Source organism: Nocardiopsis alba DSM 43377, assembly GCF_000341225.1.
Taxonomy (GTDB): Bacteria; Actinomycetota; Actinomycetes; order Streptosporangiales; family Streptosporangiaceae; genus Nocardiopsis; species Nocardiopsis alba.
This window is the reverse complement of record NZ_ANAC01000010.1, coordinates 170939-185529: the sequence shown is the minus strand read 5'-3', so window position 1 is coordinate 185529 and position 14591 is coordinate 170939. Positions and strand designations below refer to the sequence as shown.

The 14591-nt window shown below is 70.5% G+C and carries 15 protein-coding genes; 13 read left to right on the top strand and 2 right to left on the bottom strand.

The window, feature by feature from the left end:
• Positions 1 to 4 precede the first annotated feature (4 nt).
• A complete protein-coding gene (locus tag D451_RS0108120; protein WP_014909138.1) occupies positions 5 to 1003 on the bottom strand; it encodes a phosphoheptose isomerase family protein in 999 nt (332 codons plus the stop codon).
• Between the two features lie 130 nt (positions 1004 to 1133).
• On the opposite strand from D451_RS0108120, the gene hisI reads away from it, so the two are divergent.
• From hisI to D451_RS0108055, 13 genes are all read left to right on the top strand, one after another.
• The gene (hisI, locus tag D451_RS0108115) at positions 1134 to 1478 is read left to right on the top strand and encodes a phosphoribosyl-AMP cyclohydrolase (RefSeq protein ID WP_017534063.1); all 345 of its coding nucleotides are present in this window, start codon (positions 1134 to 1136) and stop codon (positions 1476 to 1478) included.
• Entirely contained in the window at positions 1475 to 2200 is a 726-nt protein-coding gene (locus D451_RS0108110) for a Trp biosynthesis-associated membrane protein (RefSeq protein ID WP_017534062.1), read from the top strand. Before hisI ends, D451_RS0108110 begins: the two co-directional genes overlap by 4 nt.
• Complete coding sequence (locus D451_RS0108105; RefSeq protein WP_014910855.1) at positions 2200 to 2487, top strand: HGxxPAAW family protein; 288 nt, start codon at positions 2200 to 2202, stop codon at positions 2485 to 2487. Before D451_RS0108110 ends, D451_RS0108105 begins: the two co-directional genes overlap by 1 nt.
• Positions 2488 to 2750: 263 nt before the next feature.
• The gene (locus D451_RS0108100; protein WP_017534061.1) at positions 2751 to 3152 is read left to right on the top strand and encodes a CD225/dispanin family protein; all 402 of its coding nucleotides are present in this window, start codon (positions 2751 to 2753) and stop codon (positions 3150 to 3152) included.
• 118 nt (positions 3153 to 3270) lie between these two features.
• Positions 3271 to 3762, top strand: a complete 492-nt coding sequence (locus tag D451_RS0108095; RefSeq protein WP_017534060.1) for a DUF2752 domain-containing protein — start codon at positions 3271 to 3273, stop codon at positions 3760 to 3762.
• A 173-nt stretch (positions 3763 to 3935) separates the two neighbouring features.
• Positions 3936 to 4742, top strand: a complete 807-nt coding sequence (gene trpC / locus D451_RS0108090; protein ID WP_014909911.1) for an indole-3-glycerol phosphate synthase TrpC — start codon at positions 3936 to 3938, stop codon at positions 4740 to 4742.
• 244 nt (positions 4743 to 4986) lie between these two features.
• On the top strand, positions 4987 to 6204 hold the full coding sequence (trpB, locus tag D451_RS0108085; RefSeq protein ID WP_026124914.1) for a tryptophan synthase subunit beta: 1218 nt from the start codon (positions 4987 to 4989) through the stop codon (positions 6202 to 6204).
• On the top strand, positions 6204 to 7016 hold the full coding sequence (gene trpA, locus D451_RS0108080) for a tryptophan synthase subunit alpha (RefSeq protein ID WP_017534059.1): 813 nt from the start codon (positions 6204 to 6206) through the stop codon (positions 7014 to 7016). The genes trpB and trpA overlap by 1 nt, the downstream gene beginning before the upstream one ends.
• 360 nt (positions 7017 to 7376) lie before the next feature.
• Positions 7377 to 7883 carry a MauE/DoxX family redox-associated membrane protein gene (locus D451_RS0108075; protein ID WP_026124913.1) on the top strand — a complete coding sequence of 169 codons (507 nt, stop codon included), beginning with the start codon at positions 7377 to 7379 and terminating at the stop codon, positions 7881 to 7883.
• A gap of 60 nt (positions 7884 to 7943) precedes the next feature.
• Complete coding sequence (locus tag D451_RS0108070; RefSeq protein ID WP_017534058.1) at positions 7944 to 8927, top strand: DsbA family protein; 984 nt, start codon at positions 7944 to 7946, stop codon at positions 8925 to 8927.
• 45 nt (positions 8928 to 8972) lie between these two features.
• The gene (gene lgt / locus D451_RS0108065) at positions 8973 to 10085 is read left to right on the top strand and encodes a prolipoprotein diacylglyceryl transferase (protein WP_017534057.1); all 1113 of its coding nucleotides are present in this window, start codon (positions 8973 to 8975) and stop codon (positions 10083 to 10085) included.
• A gap of 103 nt (positions 10086 to 10188) precedes the next feature.
• On the top strand, positions 10189 to 11355 hold the full coding sequence (locus tag D451_RS0108060; RefSeq protein WP_017534056.1) for a hypothetical protein: 1167 nt from the start codon (positions 10189 to 10191) through the stop codon (positions 11353 to 11355).
• A 173-nt stretch (positions 11356 to 11528) separates the two neighbouring features.
• A complete protein-coding gene (locus tag D451_RS0108055) occupies positions 11529 to 12575 on the top strand; it encodes a hypothetical protein (protein ID WP_017534055.1) in 1047 nt (348 codons plus the stop codon).
• 72 nt (positions 12576 to 12647) lie between these two features.
• Here D451_RS0108055 and D451_RS0108050 read toward each other — a convergent pair whose 3' ends face one another.
• On the bottom strand, positions 12648 to 14402 hold the full coding sequence (locus tag D451_RS0108050; protein WP_017534054.1) for a bis-aminopropyl spermidine synthase family protein: 1755 nt from the start codon (positions 14400 to 14402) through the stop codon (positions 12648 to 12650).
• Positions 14403 to 14591 lie beyond the last annotated feature (189 nt).

Genomic DNA, 14591 nt, shown 5'->3' with positions numbered 1-14591 from the left:
GTGCTCAGCGGTCCGTCCGGGCCCACCAGTGGGCGGCCAGGAGCTCGGGCACCAACGGTTCGGTGAGCAGACGCACGTCCGGATCGGTGTCCCCGGGATAGCGCACGGTCGCCGCCGCGCCCGGTACGCGCTCCCGATCGGGGGTGGAGCCCACCGCCACGAAGGCGCCCCGCAACTGCACCAGGTGCTCGGCGAACCTCTGGTCGTAGGAGGAACCGGCGAACAGCAACGCCCGGTAGTCCGTCACCGCGGCCGGATGCCGGTCGGTGTGCGACCACTCTCCGGTCTCCGCCACGTGGGCCGTCCGGATCGGACCCCGACGCAGCACCAGGGCCCCCTGCCAGGCCGTGGCGAGCCGTTCCGCCGGGGCCACCAGGTGCACCCCGGACGGGGACTCCAACACCTCGGCCACCTCGGGCACCCATTCCGGGGCCCTCTTCAACAGGGTCTCCTCGGCGTGGGAGACCCGCATCAACAGGCCGGGGAAGTTCCCGCTCCCGCCCACCGGAGCCCCCAGACGGTGCCCCAACAGCAGGAGCAGCGCCAAGGCGTTCCGGTAGGCGTGACAGCCGAGACCGCTCGCCTCCTCACCCGTGCGCAGGGGGACCAGAAGGTCCGCGTACCGGGCCACCACCGTGTCGGGATCCGGGGCCAGGACCACCACCGGAGAACGGCCGACATAACGCTCCAGGCTCGCGCACAGCTCCCGCTGACCGTCGCCCAGGGTCACCCCCACCACCAGGGTCTCCGGGCCGGCGGGAGGCTCCTCCGCGGAGGAGGAGAGGTCGGCCTGCGCGCCGATCCCCGCACGACGCAGCCGGGCCGCCGCCACCGAGCAGGCCCGGTGGGCCGATCCGATCGCCAGGAACCGCACCGAGGCCGGTTCGTCGTCCAGGAGAGCGGGCAGCGCCGCGTAGGGATCCCAGCGCGGGAAACGGCGGGAGAGCGCGCTCAGCGCTTCGGGTTTGCCCGCCAGATCGGCGGCCAGGGAATCGGCGGTCACGGAAGGTCTCCAGGTGGTCGGGGTCGTGAGGCGGCCGGGCCGCGCACGCTCGCACTCTAGATCGTGTGCGCGAAGACCGTTCGCCCGCACCCGGTGAGCATCGATCGCGGATCCCCCATAACCTGGGAGCATGAGCGTCAGCAACCTCGCCCCGGACATCGCCGCGCGCCTGAAACGGTCCCCGGAGGGGCTCGTCCCCGCCGTCGTGCAGCAACACGACACCGGCGAGGTCCTCATGCTCGCCTGGATGGACGACGAGGCCCTGCACCGCACCCTCACCACGCGCGAGGCCACCTACTGGTCGCGCAGCAGGAACGAGTACTGGCTCAAGGGGGCGACCTCCGGCAACACCCAGCGTGTGGTGTCCGTCGCACTCGACTGCGACGGGGACACCCTCCTGCTCCGCGTCGACCAGACCGGGGCCGCCTGCCACACCGGCGACCGTACGTGCTTCGACGCGGGACGGCTGCTGTGACCACCGCGCGCACACCCTCCAGGACCGGGGTCCGGCGCGAATACGGCGTGGTCACCCTCGCCATGATCGCCGGGGCCGCGCTGATGCTGGCGGCCTCCGGGCGGGTCTGGGTGACCGGATCCTTCAGCTCTCCCGGGCCCGTCGCACCGGTCCCGGTGGAGGTCACCGGAGGCGAACTCGCCGGAGCCCTCAGCGGCCTCGGATGGGCCGGCCTCGCCGGGATCGCCGGCCTGTACGCCACCCGTTCCTGGGCGCGTCGGGTCGTCGGCGCCCTCATCGTGCTCTGCGGTGTGTTCGCGCTCACCACCCTGTGGTCGGCCACACGCCCGGACGCCCTGATCGGTGCCATCGCCGACCTCGCCACCGACACCGCCGGCACCGGCGAGGTCGTCGGAACCCCCGAAGTCCACGCCCTGGGGCCCCTCATGGGGGCCGCCGGGGGGCTCCTCCTGGCACTGAGCGGTCTGGTGGCGCTCGTGCGTGCCCCTGCCTGGCCGGGGATGGGCAACCGGTACGATCGGGACGCCGCACCGCGTCCGCACCAGGCGGAGACACCTGCCGACCTGTGGAGATCGCTGGATGCCGGTGACGACCCCACACTTGACGCCCCGGGCGACGGCACGCCCACCGCGACCGCGCCGGTGGATCGGGCCGAACCCGGTGACGACACCGAACCCGCACCGCCGGCCGACCGGCCGGCCGAATCGAAGGAGAACCACTGATGGCCGACGCGCACCACGAAGAACACGACGACCACGGCAACACCGTCTCCGCCTGGTTCCTCACCATCAGCTGGATCGTGGCCTGGACCGTGGCGGCCATCGCCGTCATCGCCGGCGGTTCCCTGCTGACGTGGACCATCATCGCCCTGGCCGCCAGCGTCGTGCTCTCGATCATCGCCGGTGTGATGAAGAAGGCCGGTCTGGGCCGTAAGGAGCCCCGCCCGATCCCGCCGACGCGCGAGGAGTGGGAAGCGGGCCGTAAGGCCGCCGCCACGAGCGGCAACTGACGCCATTTCGGGTCGGGGGAGAAAACACAGGTCACAACGGGTGAGTAACGGAAAATAGACGAAGGTCCCATGTGGCGGGTACATTCACTTCATCGGTCCTGTCAGCCGTTTCGATCCGGTTCGTCGCTGTCTCGTCGAACCGACACGATGCGAATCCGTCGGCTGCGTACCGGTGACCCCCGACCCTGTACCCCGTTGGGGCGACGTGTGCTCAGGCGGCGTCGCGTGAAAACCCTTGTCCTCTTCCGGAAAGACATTCACTCATGAGCTATGGTCCTCCGCCCCCCGGTAACCCCGGTCCGCCGCCCGGCGGTTACGGCACCGGCGGTTACGGCCCGCCCGCGGGCGGCTACGGGCCTCCCACCGGCGGCCAGCCCGGCTTCGGGGGGCAGCCCCCGGCCGAGCCCCCGAAGACCTACCTGTGGATGAACATCCTCGGTATCTTCGGCTGCACCATCATCGGCATCATCGGCATCATCTTCGCCCTTCAGGTGAACAGCAAGTGGGCCGTCGGAGACTACGCGGGCGCGGAGTCCGCCTCCAACACCTCGAAGATCCTCGGCATCATCAGCCTCATCGGGTTCGGCCTCGCGCTCGCCTACATCCTCTTCGTGGTCGTCATGATGATCGTGGCCGTGGGCACCGCTCCGAGCTACACCTACTGAGCCGGAGTCGCCGTCTCCGCTTGATCCAGGGCCGGTGCGGCACCATCGTGAATCGACGGTGCCGCACCGGCCCTCGCCGTTTCTCGAGGAGTGGCGCACCCCTAGTACGCTCGGATGGGTGCGACACGATGAACCCTCTTCGGTACCCCCGCGACCCACGAACGCGATCGCGCGGTCTCTGGGACGTGTCCACCCGGCCATCTGGCCGCTGGGCCTCGGAGCCGTGGGCCTGGTCGGTGTGGTCCTCCTCCACACCGTGGACCCCAACCAGCCGGGCTTCTACCCCGGCTGCCCCTGGCTGGCGCTGACCGGCACCTTCTGCCCCGGCTGCGGCACCACCCGGGCCCTGTCCGCCCTCACCCACCTGGACGTCCTCGGCGCGCTGAGCATGAACCCCCTGCTCATGCTCTTCCTGCCCTTCGCCCTGTACTCCTACCTCACCTGGTTGAGGAACAGCCTGTGGCCGCACCGCGGGAGCCGCCCCCCGGTTCCGCTCCCGGCCTGGGCGCCCTGGGGCATTCTGGCGGGCATCGTCACCTTCTGGATTCTGCGCAATCTGCCCTGGTTCTCCTTCCTCGCGCCCGGGACCCCGCTCCTACCGTCCTGGTGATCCCCGAACTCCACGGCGTGGTGATCCGGGGTCGACGCCCCCCACGCCGCCGAGGGTGGATACGATGACCAACACACGGTGTGACGGCGGTGTGTCCGAGCCCGCCGAGCCGACCCGCGCCCGATCGCCGGAACGGCCACCGAGAAACGATCTTCACGAGGGAGCTGGAACTGGTGAGCGTGCTCGACGAGATCCTCGACGGAGTACGCGCTGACCTGGCCCAGCGGCAAGAGGAACTGCCGCTGGACAGCCTCAAGGCCAAGGCCGAGTCGGTGCCCGCCCCCCAGGACGCCGAGGCCGCCCTGCGCCGCCCCGGTGTCCACGTGATCGCCGAGGTCAAGCGCGCCAGCCCCTCCAAGGGCCCGCTCGCGACGATCGACGATCCGGCCGCGCTGGCCCGCGACTACGAGGCCGGCGGCGCCACCTGGATCAGCGTGCTGACCGAAGGCCGCCGCTTCAAGGGCAGCCTCGACGACCTGCGCGCGGTCCACGCCGCCGTCGACACGCCCTTGCTGCGCAAGGACTTCGTCGTCAGCTCCTACCAGCTGTGGGAGGCCCGCGTCTTCGGAGCCTCCGCCGTCCTGCTCATCGTCGCGGCCCTGTCCCAGGAGGCCCTGGTCTCCCTGGTCGAGCGGGCCCGCTCCCTCGGGCTGACCCCCCTGGTCGAGGTCCACGACGAGGAGGAGGTCGCCCGCGCCCTGGACGCCGGAGCCACCGTCATCGGCGTCAACGCGCGCAACCTCAAGACCCTCGAGGTCGACCGGGACACCTTCGCCCGGCTCGCCCCGCTCATCCCCGCGGACCGCGTCAGGATCGCCGAGTCCGGGGTACGAGGCCCGCACGACCTGTTGGCCTACGCCGGTGCCGGGGCGGGCGCCGTCCTGGTGGGCGAGAGCCTCGTCCGCGGACGCGACCCGCGTGAGGCCGTCGCCGACCTGGTGACCGCCGGAGCCCACCCCGCCCTGCGCGACCGGAACTAAAGGGAACCACCGACGATGGCGACGACGACGGAGTACGAGGGGCGCACCACGCTCCACCGTCGATGGCGATGGCTCTAGGGAGCCCGTAGGCGTACACGTCCGCGGGTTCCCGTCGCCGCGTTGACCCGAACCAATCGAGCCGCCGGACCCCGGCGGCGCACAGCCGGTCGGCGCGCGGCCTCCCCGCGGCGCGAACGTCGGCGGGGGAACCACCGCGGTCGGCCTCCTTCCAGGAGAACTTCCCATGAGTCACGCTCAACCGGTGCCCGACGAGCTGGGGCACTACGGCCGTTTCGGTGGGCGTTTCGCCCCCGAGGCCCTCATCGCCGCCCTCGACGAGGTCGAGGCCGAATGGGCCAAGGCCAAGGAGGACCCGGTCTTCCAGGCCGAGTTCGACGACCTGCTCAAGAACTACGCCGGCCGTCCGAGCCTGCTCACCGAGGCCCGCAACTTCTCCGAGCACGCGGGCGGCGCCCGCATCCTCCTCAAGCGCGAGGACCTCAACCACACCGGCTCGCACAAGATCAACAACGTGCTGGGCCAGGCCCTGCTGACCAAGCGCATGGGCAAGACGCGCGTCATCGCCGAGACCGGTGCCGGCCAGCACGGCGTGGCCACCGCCACCGCCTGCGCGCTGCTCGGCCTGGAGTGCCGCATCTACATGGGCGAAGAGGACACCCGCCGTCAGGCCCTCAACGTCGCCCGGATGAGGATGCTCGGCGCCGAGGTCGTCCCGGTCACGATCGGCAGCCGCACGCTCAAGGACGCCATCAACGAGACCTTCCGGGACTGGGTCGCCAACGTCGACCGCACCCACTACCTCTTCGGCACCGCCGCCGGACCGCACCCCTTCCCCAAGCTGGTGCGCGACCTGCACTTCACCGTGGGCGCCGAGGCCCGCAGGCAGGCGCTGGAACTCACCGGCCGTCTCCCCGACGCCGTCACCGCCTGCGTGGGCGGAGGGTCGAACGCCATCGCGATCTTCGCCGCCTTCATCCCCGACGAGGAGGTGGCCCTGTACGGCTTCGAGGCCGGGGGAGAGGGCGCCGACACCGACCGCACCGCCGCCTCCATCACCGCGGGCAGCCCCGGGGTCTTCCACGGGGCCCGTACCTTCGTCCTCCAGGACGAGTACGGCCAGACCCTGCCCAGCCACTCCATCTCCGCCGGACTCGACTACCCGGCGGTGGGGCCCGAGCACGCCCACCTGGCCGCCACCGGCCGCGCCACCTACGAGCCCGTCACCGACGCCGAGGCGATGGAGGCCTTCCGGCTGCTGTGCCGGACCGAGGGCATCATCCCCGCCATCGAGAGCGCGCACGCCCTGGGCGGGGCGATCCGGCTGGGCCGCAGGCTCGGCCCGGACTCCATCATCCTGGTGAACCTCTCCGGACGCGGGGACAAGGACGTCAACACCGCCGCCGACTACTTCGGCCTCGTCGACTCGGAGGGACAGGCCTGATGCCGACCACCACATTGCAGACCAAGATGGCCGAGGCGCGCGCCGCCGGCCGGGCCGCCCTCGTCGGCTACCTCCCCGCGGGCTTCCCCGACGTGGAGTCCTCCATCCGCGTCGTCCAGGCCATGGTCGAGGGCGGCTGCGACGTCATCGAGGTCGGCCTGCCCTACTCCGACCCCATGATGGACGGCCCCACCATCCAGCGGGCGGCCGATATGGCGCTGAACTCCGGCACCACCACGGAGGACGTGTTCCGAGTGGTGGAGGCCACCGCCGCCACCGGTGCCGCGGCCCTGGTGATGTCCTACTGGAACCCGATCGAACGCTACGGCGTGGAGCGCTTCGCCACCGGCCTGGCCGACGCCGGCGGGGCCGGGGTCATCACCCCCGACCTCATCCCGGAGGAGGCCCGCGAGTGGTACGACGCCTCGGAGAAGGCCGGGCTCGACCGGATCTTCCTGGTGGCGCCCTCCTCCTCGGACCGGCGTCTGGCGCTGACCACCGAGGCCTGTAGCGGGTTCGTGTACGCGGCCTCGCTCATGGGCGTCACCGGTACCCGGGCCCAGGTCGCCGACACCGCCGAGACCCTGGTCCGGCGCACCCGCGAGGTCACCCGGGACTCGGAGTTGCCGATCTGCGTGGGGTTGGGCATCTCCACCGCGGCCCAGGCCGCCGAGGTCGCCGCCTACGCCGACGGGGTCATCGTCGGCGCCGGGTTCTGCCAGCGGGTCCTGGACGCTCCGGACCTGGAGACCGGGCTGATCGCGGTCCGTTCCTTCGCCGAGGAACTGGCCGGAGGCGTCCGCTCCCGCTGATCGCCTCCCGCACCACCGTTCGCCCCTCGGGTCCGGCCCGAGGGGCGAATCGCGTTCGGGGGAGGAGAGCGACGGAGGCGTTCTCGGGCCGGTGGACCTCTTCGATCGCGGTTCGGGTTAAGAGGGTGAGAATCGGGTGAGAAGGGGTTGGGAAAACGGCCGGATCGGTCCCGAGAACGGCGTGTCGGTGATGTGATGGCGGTGCTCCGGGTCGCCGGGTGCCGCTCCGTCACCACGGGGTTCGAACCCAGTGTCACCCGTCCACTACAGCAAGTAGGATCTCTATCGACACGAAGAGCGACGGCCCGGGCACCCGGAGCCACGCTCGCCGACGACCGACCCCTCTCCCGAAGGCCTCAGATGACGGACACACCAGACGACGCCGCCCCCCGTCCCCCCACACGCTGGGAGACCGTCCAACCCTGGATCAGCCTCGCCTGCCGCCTCGGCCTGGCCGCCGTCCTCATCACCGCGGCCGTCACCAAGTTCCCGCCGGCACTGTCGGTCCAGGCGGTGGAGGCCTACGACCTCTTCCCCCACGAGATCGCCCGGCTCATCGGTTACACCCTCCCCCTCTTCGAACTCGCGCTGGCCCTGCTGCTCCTGGCCGGTCTGGCCACCCGATACGTGGGCGCGGTCAGCGCGATCCTCATGGTCGTCTTCATCGCCGGAATCTTTTCCGCGATGGCCCGCGGCCTCAACATCGACTGCGGTTGCTTCGGCGGCGGCGGACAGGTCGAACCGGGGGAGACCACCTACGGGCTCTCCATCGCCCGCGACATCGTCTTCGCGGCGCTGGGCGCGTTCATCGCGATCTGGCCCCGTTCACCCTTCGCCCTCGACCGGACCCTCGGGCTCTACAAGTGAGCCGGAGGCCACTCCACAGCACGGTCGATCACTTCAGCAACATCGGAAACAGGGGAAAGCATGGGCAGTGAAGCGCGCAAGCGCTCCCGAGAGAAACTCAGGGAACAGCGGGAGAGGGAGAAGCGCGCCGCCAAGCGCAACAAGACCCTTCTGGTCCTCGGCGGTGCCGCGCTCGTGGTCCTGCTCGTCGTCGGTGTCGGCTACGCCGTCCTCACCTACGGTCAGGGCGACGAGTACGACGGTCCGCTGGCCACCACCACCCTCCAGGACGACGGCAGCGTCGTCATGGCCGACGAGGGCGTGGAGGCCCCCGTCGTCGAGGTGTACGCCGACTACCAGTGCCCGGCCTGCCGCCAGTTCGAACTCCTCAACGGCGACCTCCTCAAGGAGCGTGCCGCCGAGGGCGAGGCCATCGTCCACTTCCGGCCGGTCAGCATCTTCGCCCAGCAGCCCGTCCCCATCAGCAGCAACTCGCTGCGGGCCGGGGCCGCCGCCCGCGCCGCCGCCGACCACGACCTCTTCGTCCAGTACAACGACCTGCTCTTCGAGAACCAGCCGACCGAGGGCCGTGAAGGCTTCGACGTCGACGAACTCAAGGGATGGTTCCGAGAGGCCGGCGGCGACGACACCCAGGGTGCCGAGTTCGACGAACGCCTCGACGCCGAGGCCGAGATCGTCACCGAGTTCACCGAGAAGTTCCTTCCCGCCCTGACCCAGGACGCCACCGAGCAGATCGGCGAGGAGACCCTGGGGACCATGGTCCTGGCCGACCTGCTCAAGTGGGGCGACGAGAACGGGCACGACTCCTCGTTCCTCGACGGGACCTACACGGGCGAGATCATCGACGCCACCGGAACGGCTTACACTCGCTACAGCGGAGACAACGCGTTCCGCGGCACACCTTCCGTCTACATCAACGGCGAACTGCTCGACAACAACAGCGCCATGACCGCACGCGGTCTGTCCGAGGCGATCGCCTCCGCGGGACCGGGCGAGGTCGAGACTCGACCGATGGGCGACGGGGGCGACGCGGACAACCCCTGACAAGAACCCCGCGCGCGGGGCGAACCCGAGAGCAGAGCATTGACATTGCCGTCGACAGCCTTCGAGGGCGCGATCGAGTACGGTCGCGCCCTCGCGGCCATTCCCAGCCCCGAGGTCAACGCGATCCCCATCGGGCCCCTGCAGATCCACTTCTACGCCCTGTGCATCCTGGCCGGCGTCATCGTCGCCGTCCTGTGGAGCGAGCGCAGGTGGAAGGCGATGGGGGGAGAGCCCGGCACCATCATGGACATGGCCGTCTGGGCCGTGATCCTCGGGCTCATCGGTGGACGCCTCTACCACGTCATCAGTGACGCCCAGCTCTACTTCGGGCCGGGCAAGGAGCCCATCCGCGCCTTCTACATCTGGGAGGGCGGACTCGGTATCTGGGGGGCCATCCCGCTCGGAGCCCTCGGCGTATGGCTGGTCGCGCGCAAACGCGGGCTGTCGATGTCCAAGCTCGCCTTCGCCATCGCCCCCACCATCCCGCTGGCCCAGGCCATCGGTCGCTGGGGCAACTACTTCAACCAGGAGCTGTTCGGCCGTCCCACCGACCTGCCCTGGGCCGTGGAGATCAACCTCACCCCCGAGGGCTACCTTCGCGCCGGCATGGAGCCCGGTGTGACCACGTACCACCCCACCTTCCTCTACGAATCCCTCTGGTGCCTGGGCCTGGCGATCCTCCTGGCCTACCTCGGCCGTCGCTTCGAGAGCTCCCTCCAGGGCGGGCGCCTCTTCGCCCTCTACGTCATGGGCTACTGCGTCGGCCGCTTCTGGATCGAGTACCTGCGCGTGGACCCGGCCAACGACTTCCTCGGCCTGCGTCTGAACAACTGGACCTCGATCGTCGTCTTCCTCGGCGCCCTGGCCTACTTCGTGTGGGCCGGTAGCCGCCTGGACCGTTTCTCCACCGCGGTGGTCCCGCACGGCCACGACGCGGGCACCCAGGTGTTCGGGGACACAGGTGCGCGTGACACCGACGACCAGGGCACCGTCTACAGCGCCGTGGACACCGACGATTCGGGGTTCGACCAGGTCACGGACGCTTCCAGTGGAGCCGGCACGGAATACCATCCGCGTCCCGAGCGATCTAGTAGCGAGGGCTCGGCGGAGGACGGTGCCGAAGGCGCCGGAGGCGACTCCGGGTCGAAGCCCGAGTAGATCGGGGACAGTGAACCCCGACGCGTCGGCCCGTGGCCGACCGCGTCCAAGGGAGTTCTCCCCACCAGTCGAGCAGACCACGGGTTGACGATTGAGAAAGACCGTGAGCAGAGCCGAGTCCGGTTACGGACGCAAGGGACGGCGTGGCGGAACCCGTCACGCCTCCGGCACCCACACCGGAGACCACGTCGAAGAGCACGACTACGAGCGTGAGGACGACGGATACGACGAGGGCTACGACCCCGAGGAGGACTTCTCCGAGGAGTACGGCCACACCCACACCCGCGATGCCGAGGACGACGCCGCGGAGTACCACGACGACGAGCCGGAGCAGGACGCCGAGGCGGAACGTCCGGGTCGTCGCGGTGGGCGACGGAAGAACAAGGGCAAGGGCAAGGACAAGCGCGGTGTCGACCGTGTCTCCGCCTTCTCCGCGTCCGCGATCAAGAAGGTCTCGGTCCTGGGCGACCGGCCCAACCAGATCGTGTACACCCTCGCCGAGCAGAGCAAGCGCAAGCGCGGCACCGCCGTGCTCGGAGTGCTCCTGGGAGCCTTCAGCCTCGCTCTGGTCGCCCTCCTGGGCCTGTTGAGCTTCCAGCTGGTCACCGGAGGCGGAGGAAGCTCGGCCGGGGGCGAGGACTCCATCGTGGCCCCGCCCGAGGGACACAGCACCCTCACCCCGGAGCTGTACCTCTTCCAGCCCGACGACCCCGAGGTGTTCGGGGCCATCGACGAGCGTCCCGCCGACGCGGAACCGATGACCGACGACTCGGTGTTCGGCTCCGTCGACGAGCTCGAGCTCGGGGACATGAAGCTGGACCTGAGGGCCTCCGAGGTCACCGACTCCTGCACCTCTCTGGTGTGGGGCGAGGAGCTCGGTCAGAGTCTCCTGGACGGCGGCTGCGTCAACGCGGCCTCGGGCGTCTACACCGACTCCAAGGAGGACTACGTCGCGCAGGTGACCCTGTTCGACCTCTCCGACAGCGAGAGCGCCACCGAGGTGGCCGCGGCGATGGACCCGACCAATGCCGAGACCGGCCCCGGCTTCCTCCTCACCCGTGAGGACGAGGGGATCCCCGGACTCCAGGACGGCTACAGCCAGGCCTCCACCCAGGTCATGGGCCACTACCTGGCCGTGTTCTGGTCGGGACGCGTCGACGGGGAGCCGCCCGGTAAGGACACGGACATGGCGACCCTGAACGTGGCCTCCATGAACGCCTTCTCGTTCGTCTACGACGAGGTCGTCGCGAACCGTCCCGACGGTGAGTGACGACGGAGACGGTGGATCTGTTCGGCCCTGTCGGGCGCCCCGATAGGATCTCGGACAGATCGACCCGTCCCCGCCAGGGTCGTACCGGGGGGAGGATCCATCCCCCCGAATCCCGAGCGCAAGCGGGCCGGTCACCTCGGTGACCGGCCCGAACCCACGGAAAGGTCCTTTGGGTGTCCCCTTCTGAACCATCGACGCCCGGCCGGCCGGGCCGCCGGAGGAAGAACAGCGAGCCCGACGAGTCCCGGACCTCGACGGCCCCCTCCGCCGAGGGCGGGCGCCGCCGGGGCGGTGGCCGACGCAAGAAGGAGGCCGGACGTCCGGGCCGGACCCTGATCATCGTCGTCGTGGCGCTGGTCGTGGTGCTCGCCGTCCTCGGTACCTTCCTGTTCCTCAGGTTCACGGGGGACGAGGGAGAGGACGCGGCCGCCCAGCAGACGCGCCCGGTCGTCTACAAGATCCGGGACGCCGGCAGCATGAACGAGGTGCTCGCCTCCCGCGAGGTGGACTCGCGCCCCCTGAACGAGGGCGAGCTGTTCGAACGCCGCAACGCCGAGATCTCCAGCCAGAGCATCGACTTCACCCTGCGGGACTCGGACCTGACCGAGGACTGCTCCGCCGCCGTCTGGGGTCAGGAGGTCACCGACGCGTTGGCGGCGGCCGACTGCTCCCAGGTCGGACGCGCCACCTACGTGGCGGACGGTTACTTCGGTGTGGCCGCCGTGTTCAACCTGGCCGACGTCGAGGGCAGCCGTGCCGTCGCCGACGCCATGGAGGCGCCCGAACCCGAGGACGACGAGTCCGCCGAGGAGGTCGTCGACCCCGGTTTCCTCCTCGCCCCCTCCGGCAGTGACCCCTTCGACCGTCTGGGCTCCGGATACAGCGCGGCCGACGCCATCGTCAGCGGTCACTACCTGGTCGTGGTCTGGGTTCAGCCGACCGATTCCGAATCGGTGGAGGAACGCGTCACCCTCTCCACCCCGCTGGTGGCCCTGGCCAACTTCCGAGAGCCCCTCTTCCGTCGCCTGGTCGAGTACAGCGACGGTGACGAGGGCGGCGAGACCGGTACCGGCGAGCCCGACACGACCGGTGAGGGCGTCCCCGCCGAACCCGGTACCGAGGGCACGGGGGAGACCGGTACCGGAGAGGCGGGCGTCCCCGTCGAGCCCGGTACCGAAGAGGTCCCTCAGGAACAGGTTCCGGTGGAGCCCGGCCAGTAGGGGAACACCACAGGACACACCGCGGGCCCGGAGGGAACCCCCTCCGGGCCCGCGGTGTCGTCGGACCGGGGCTCAGGCGCCCTGCGACTCCTCCACCCGGGCCACCAGCTCCGAGGCCAACACCCGCAACTCCGAGAAACGATGCTCGGGCAGGTCCAACAGGCTGTGCCCGGGCAGCCACGCCGGAGCCGACGCCACCGCCTGCCGGGCCGTGCGCTTATTGGTCGGGCGGCCCCGCCAGGAGGCCACCTCCACCAGACCGGTCCGCAACGTCGTGGTGAGCGTGCCGTGGGCCCGCCCCTGCACATGGGCCAGGAGGCGACCCGTGCTCCCACCCGGATCCGGGTTGCGCGTCAACCGGATCGCGGTCAGATCGGGGGCTCCGAAACCGCGCAGGAACCGCACCCGCGCGCCCGGCTCCACCATCGCCCGGAAGGCCTTCTGACCGGCCTCGTCACGTACCCAGGTCGAGGCCGAGGGCACCAGCACGTACACGGTGTCGCTCGTCGAGGCCAACGCCACCCGGGGCGCCGACCGATCCCAACCACCGGTGAGATCGACCACCGCGCACGTCCCCGCCGCGGTCGGCGAGTCCATCCAGGTGGACAGCCGCACCCGCACCTCACGACGGACCTCGCGCGGCCAGTCGCCGACCAGGGCCGGGGCGTCGGAACCCTCCACGTCCTCCTCGGCCACCCGTTCCAGCACCGCGGCGGCCCGCTCGGCGTCCAAACGCCCCCGCGCCTCCTTGGCGTTGGAGCCCTGGCTGTAGACCCGCGCGCTGTCGCCACCGGAGGAGGGCGAGGGCTTCGCCAACGGCCGCAGCACGTACAGGTCGCTGGCGGCGCCGATCGACTCCGCCCCCAGGTACCGGTTGAAGTCCGGCCACACGGCCTCCATCAACAGACCCGACCGCACCAGCCGGGCCTGAGTGGCCGCCGCGAGCTTCGGAGTGGCCTCACTGGCCCCGTAGGCCACGAGCACACGACCCCGCTTGGGGTCGGCCAGGCCCTCCACCCCGCGTCGCACGAACAACCCCACCCCCTCCGGGGTGTAGGGCGGGTCGGTGAAGACCACGTCGGCCTGTTCGCGCAGGCTCGAAGGCAATCCCAGACGCAGGTCGGCGCTGTGCGTGCGCACCGGCAGCCCGAGCCGCTCGGCCACCGCGTCGATGTGCGCCAACACCCGCTCGTCCAGGTCCACGACCAGCACACGGACCCCAGGCCGGACCAGAGGCAGGGCCAGGGAGGTCAGGTCGTGGTCGCCCACGCACAACAGCGTCCGTCGACGCAGATCGAAACGGGTGTCCAGGAAGAGCGCGCGACGCAACGCCGTCTCCGCCGTCGCCGACACGTGGTCCAGATCCAGGTCCGATGCCGGGCCCTCGGCGACAGCCCGCACCAGTTCGGAGGCGGCCCTGGGATGATCGGACAACAGATGGGCCACGGGATCGGCCAGCGAGGGGGCCGAGGCACCGCGATAGTGCTCGGGCCGCACCAACCGGAACCGATCTCCGTCCCGAGTCACCTCACCTGCCTCGTCCAACGTCTTGAGCAGCGAGTTCACCACGGAATGGGCCACACCGCCGGCCCGCACCAGATCGTTCGCGCTCCACCAACGTCCGTCGGAGAGCAACGCCAGGATCTGCCGAGGGCGTGGCGCGTCCACACCGTGCTCGCGCAGGAACCTCTCGGCCGCCGCGGGCAGAGGAGGGTCCGCGTCGCCGCGAAGGGACGTCGCGAGATCCGGGACCGGTGAGCCCGGTCCACGGGTGGGATCGTTCGAGGCCCCGGAATCCGGGCCGGGGGAAGTCGGGTGTCCTGCCATCTGGCGATCCTCCCACGGCACACGCACGTGTGCGGCGACACGGGCCGGGACAGGTACGTCACCGATGAGGGGGACATCACTCCCGAAGCGTCCCCCCACCCCGCCCCGAAGCCCACCACACCCTCGTGACCAGCACGAACTTCACCATGGAACCTCCCCGAAGGGAGGTGAAACGGACACCACCCGAGG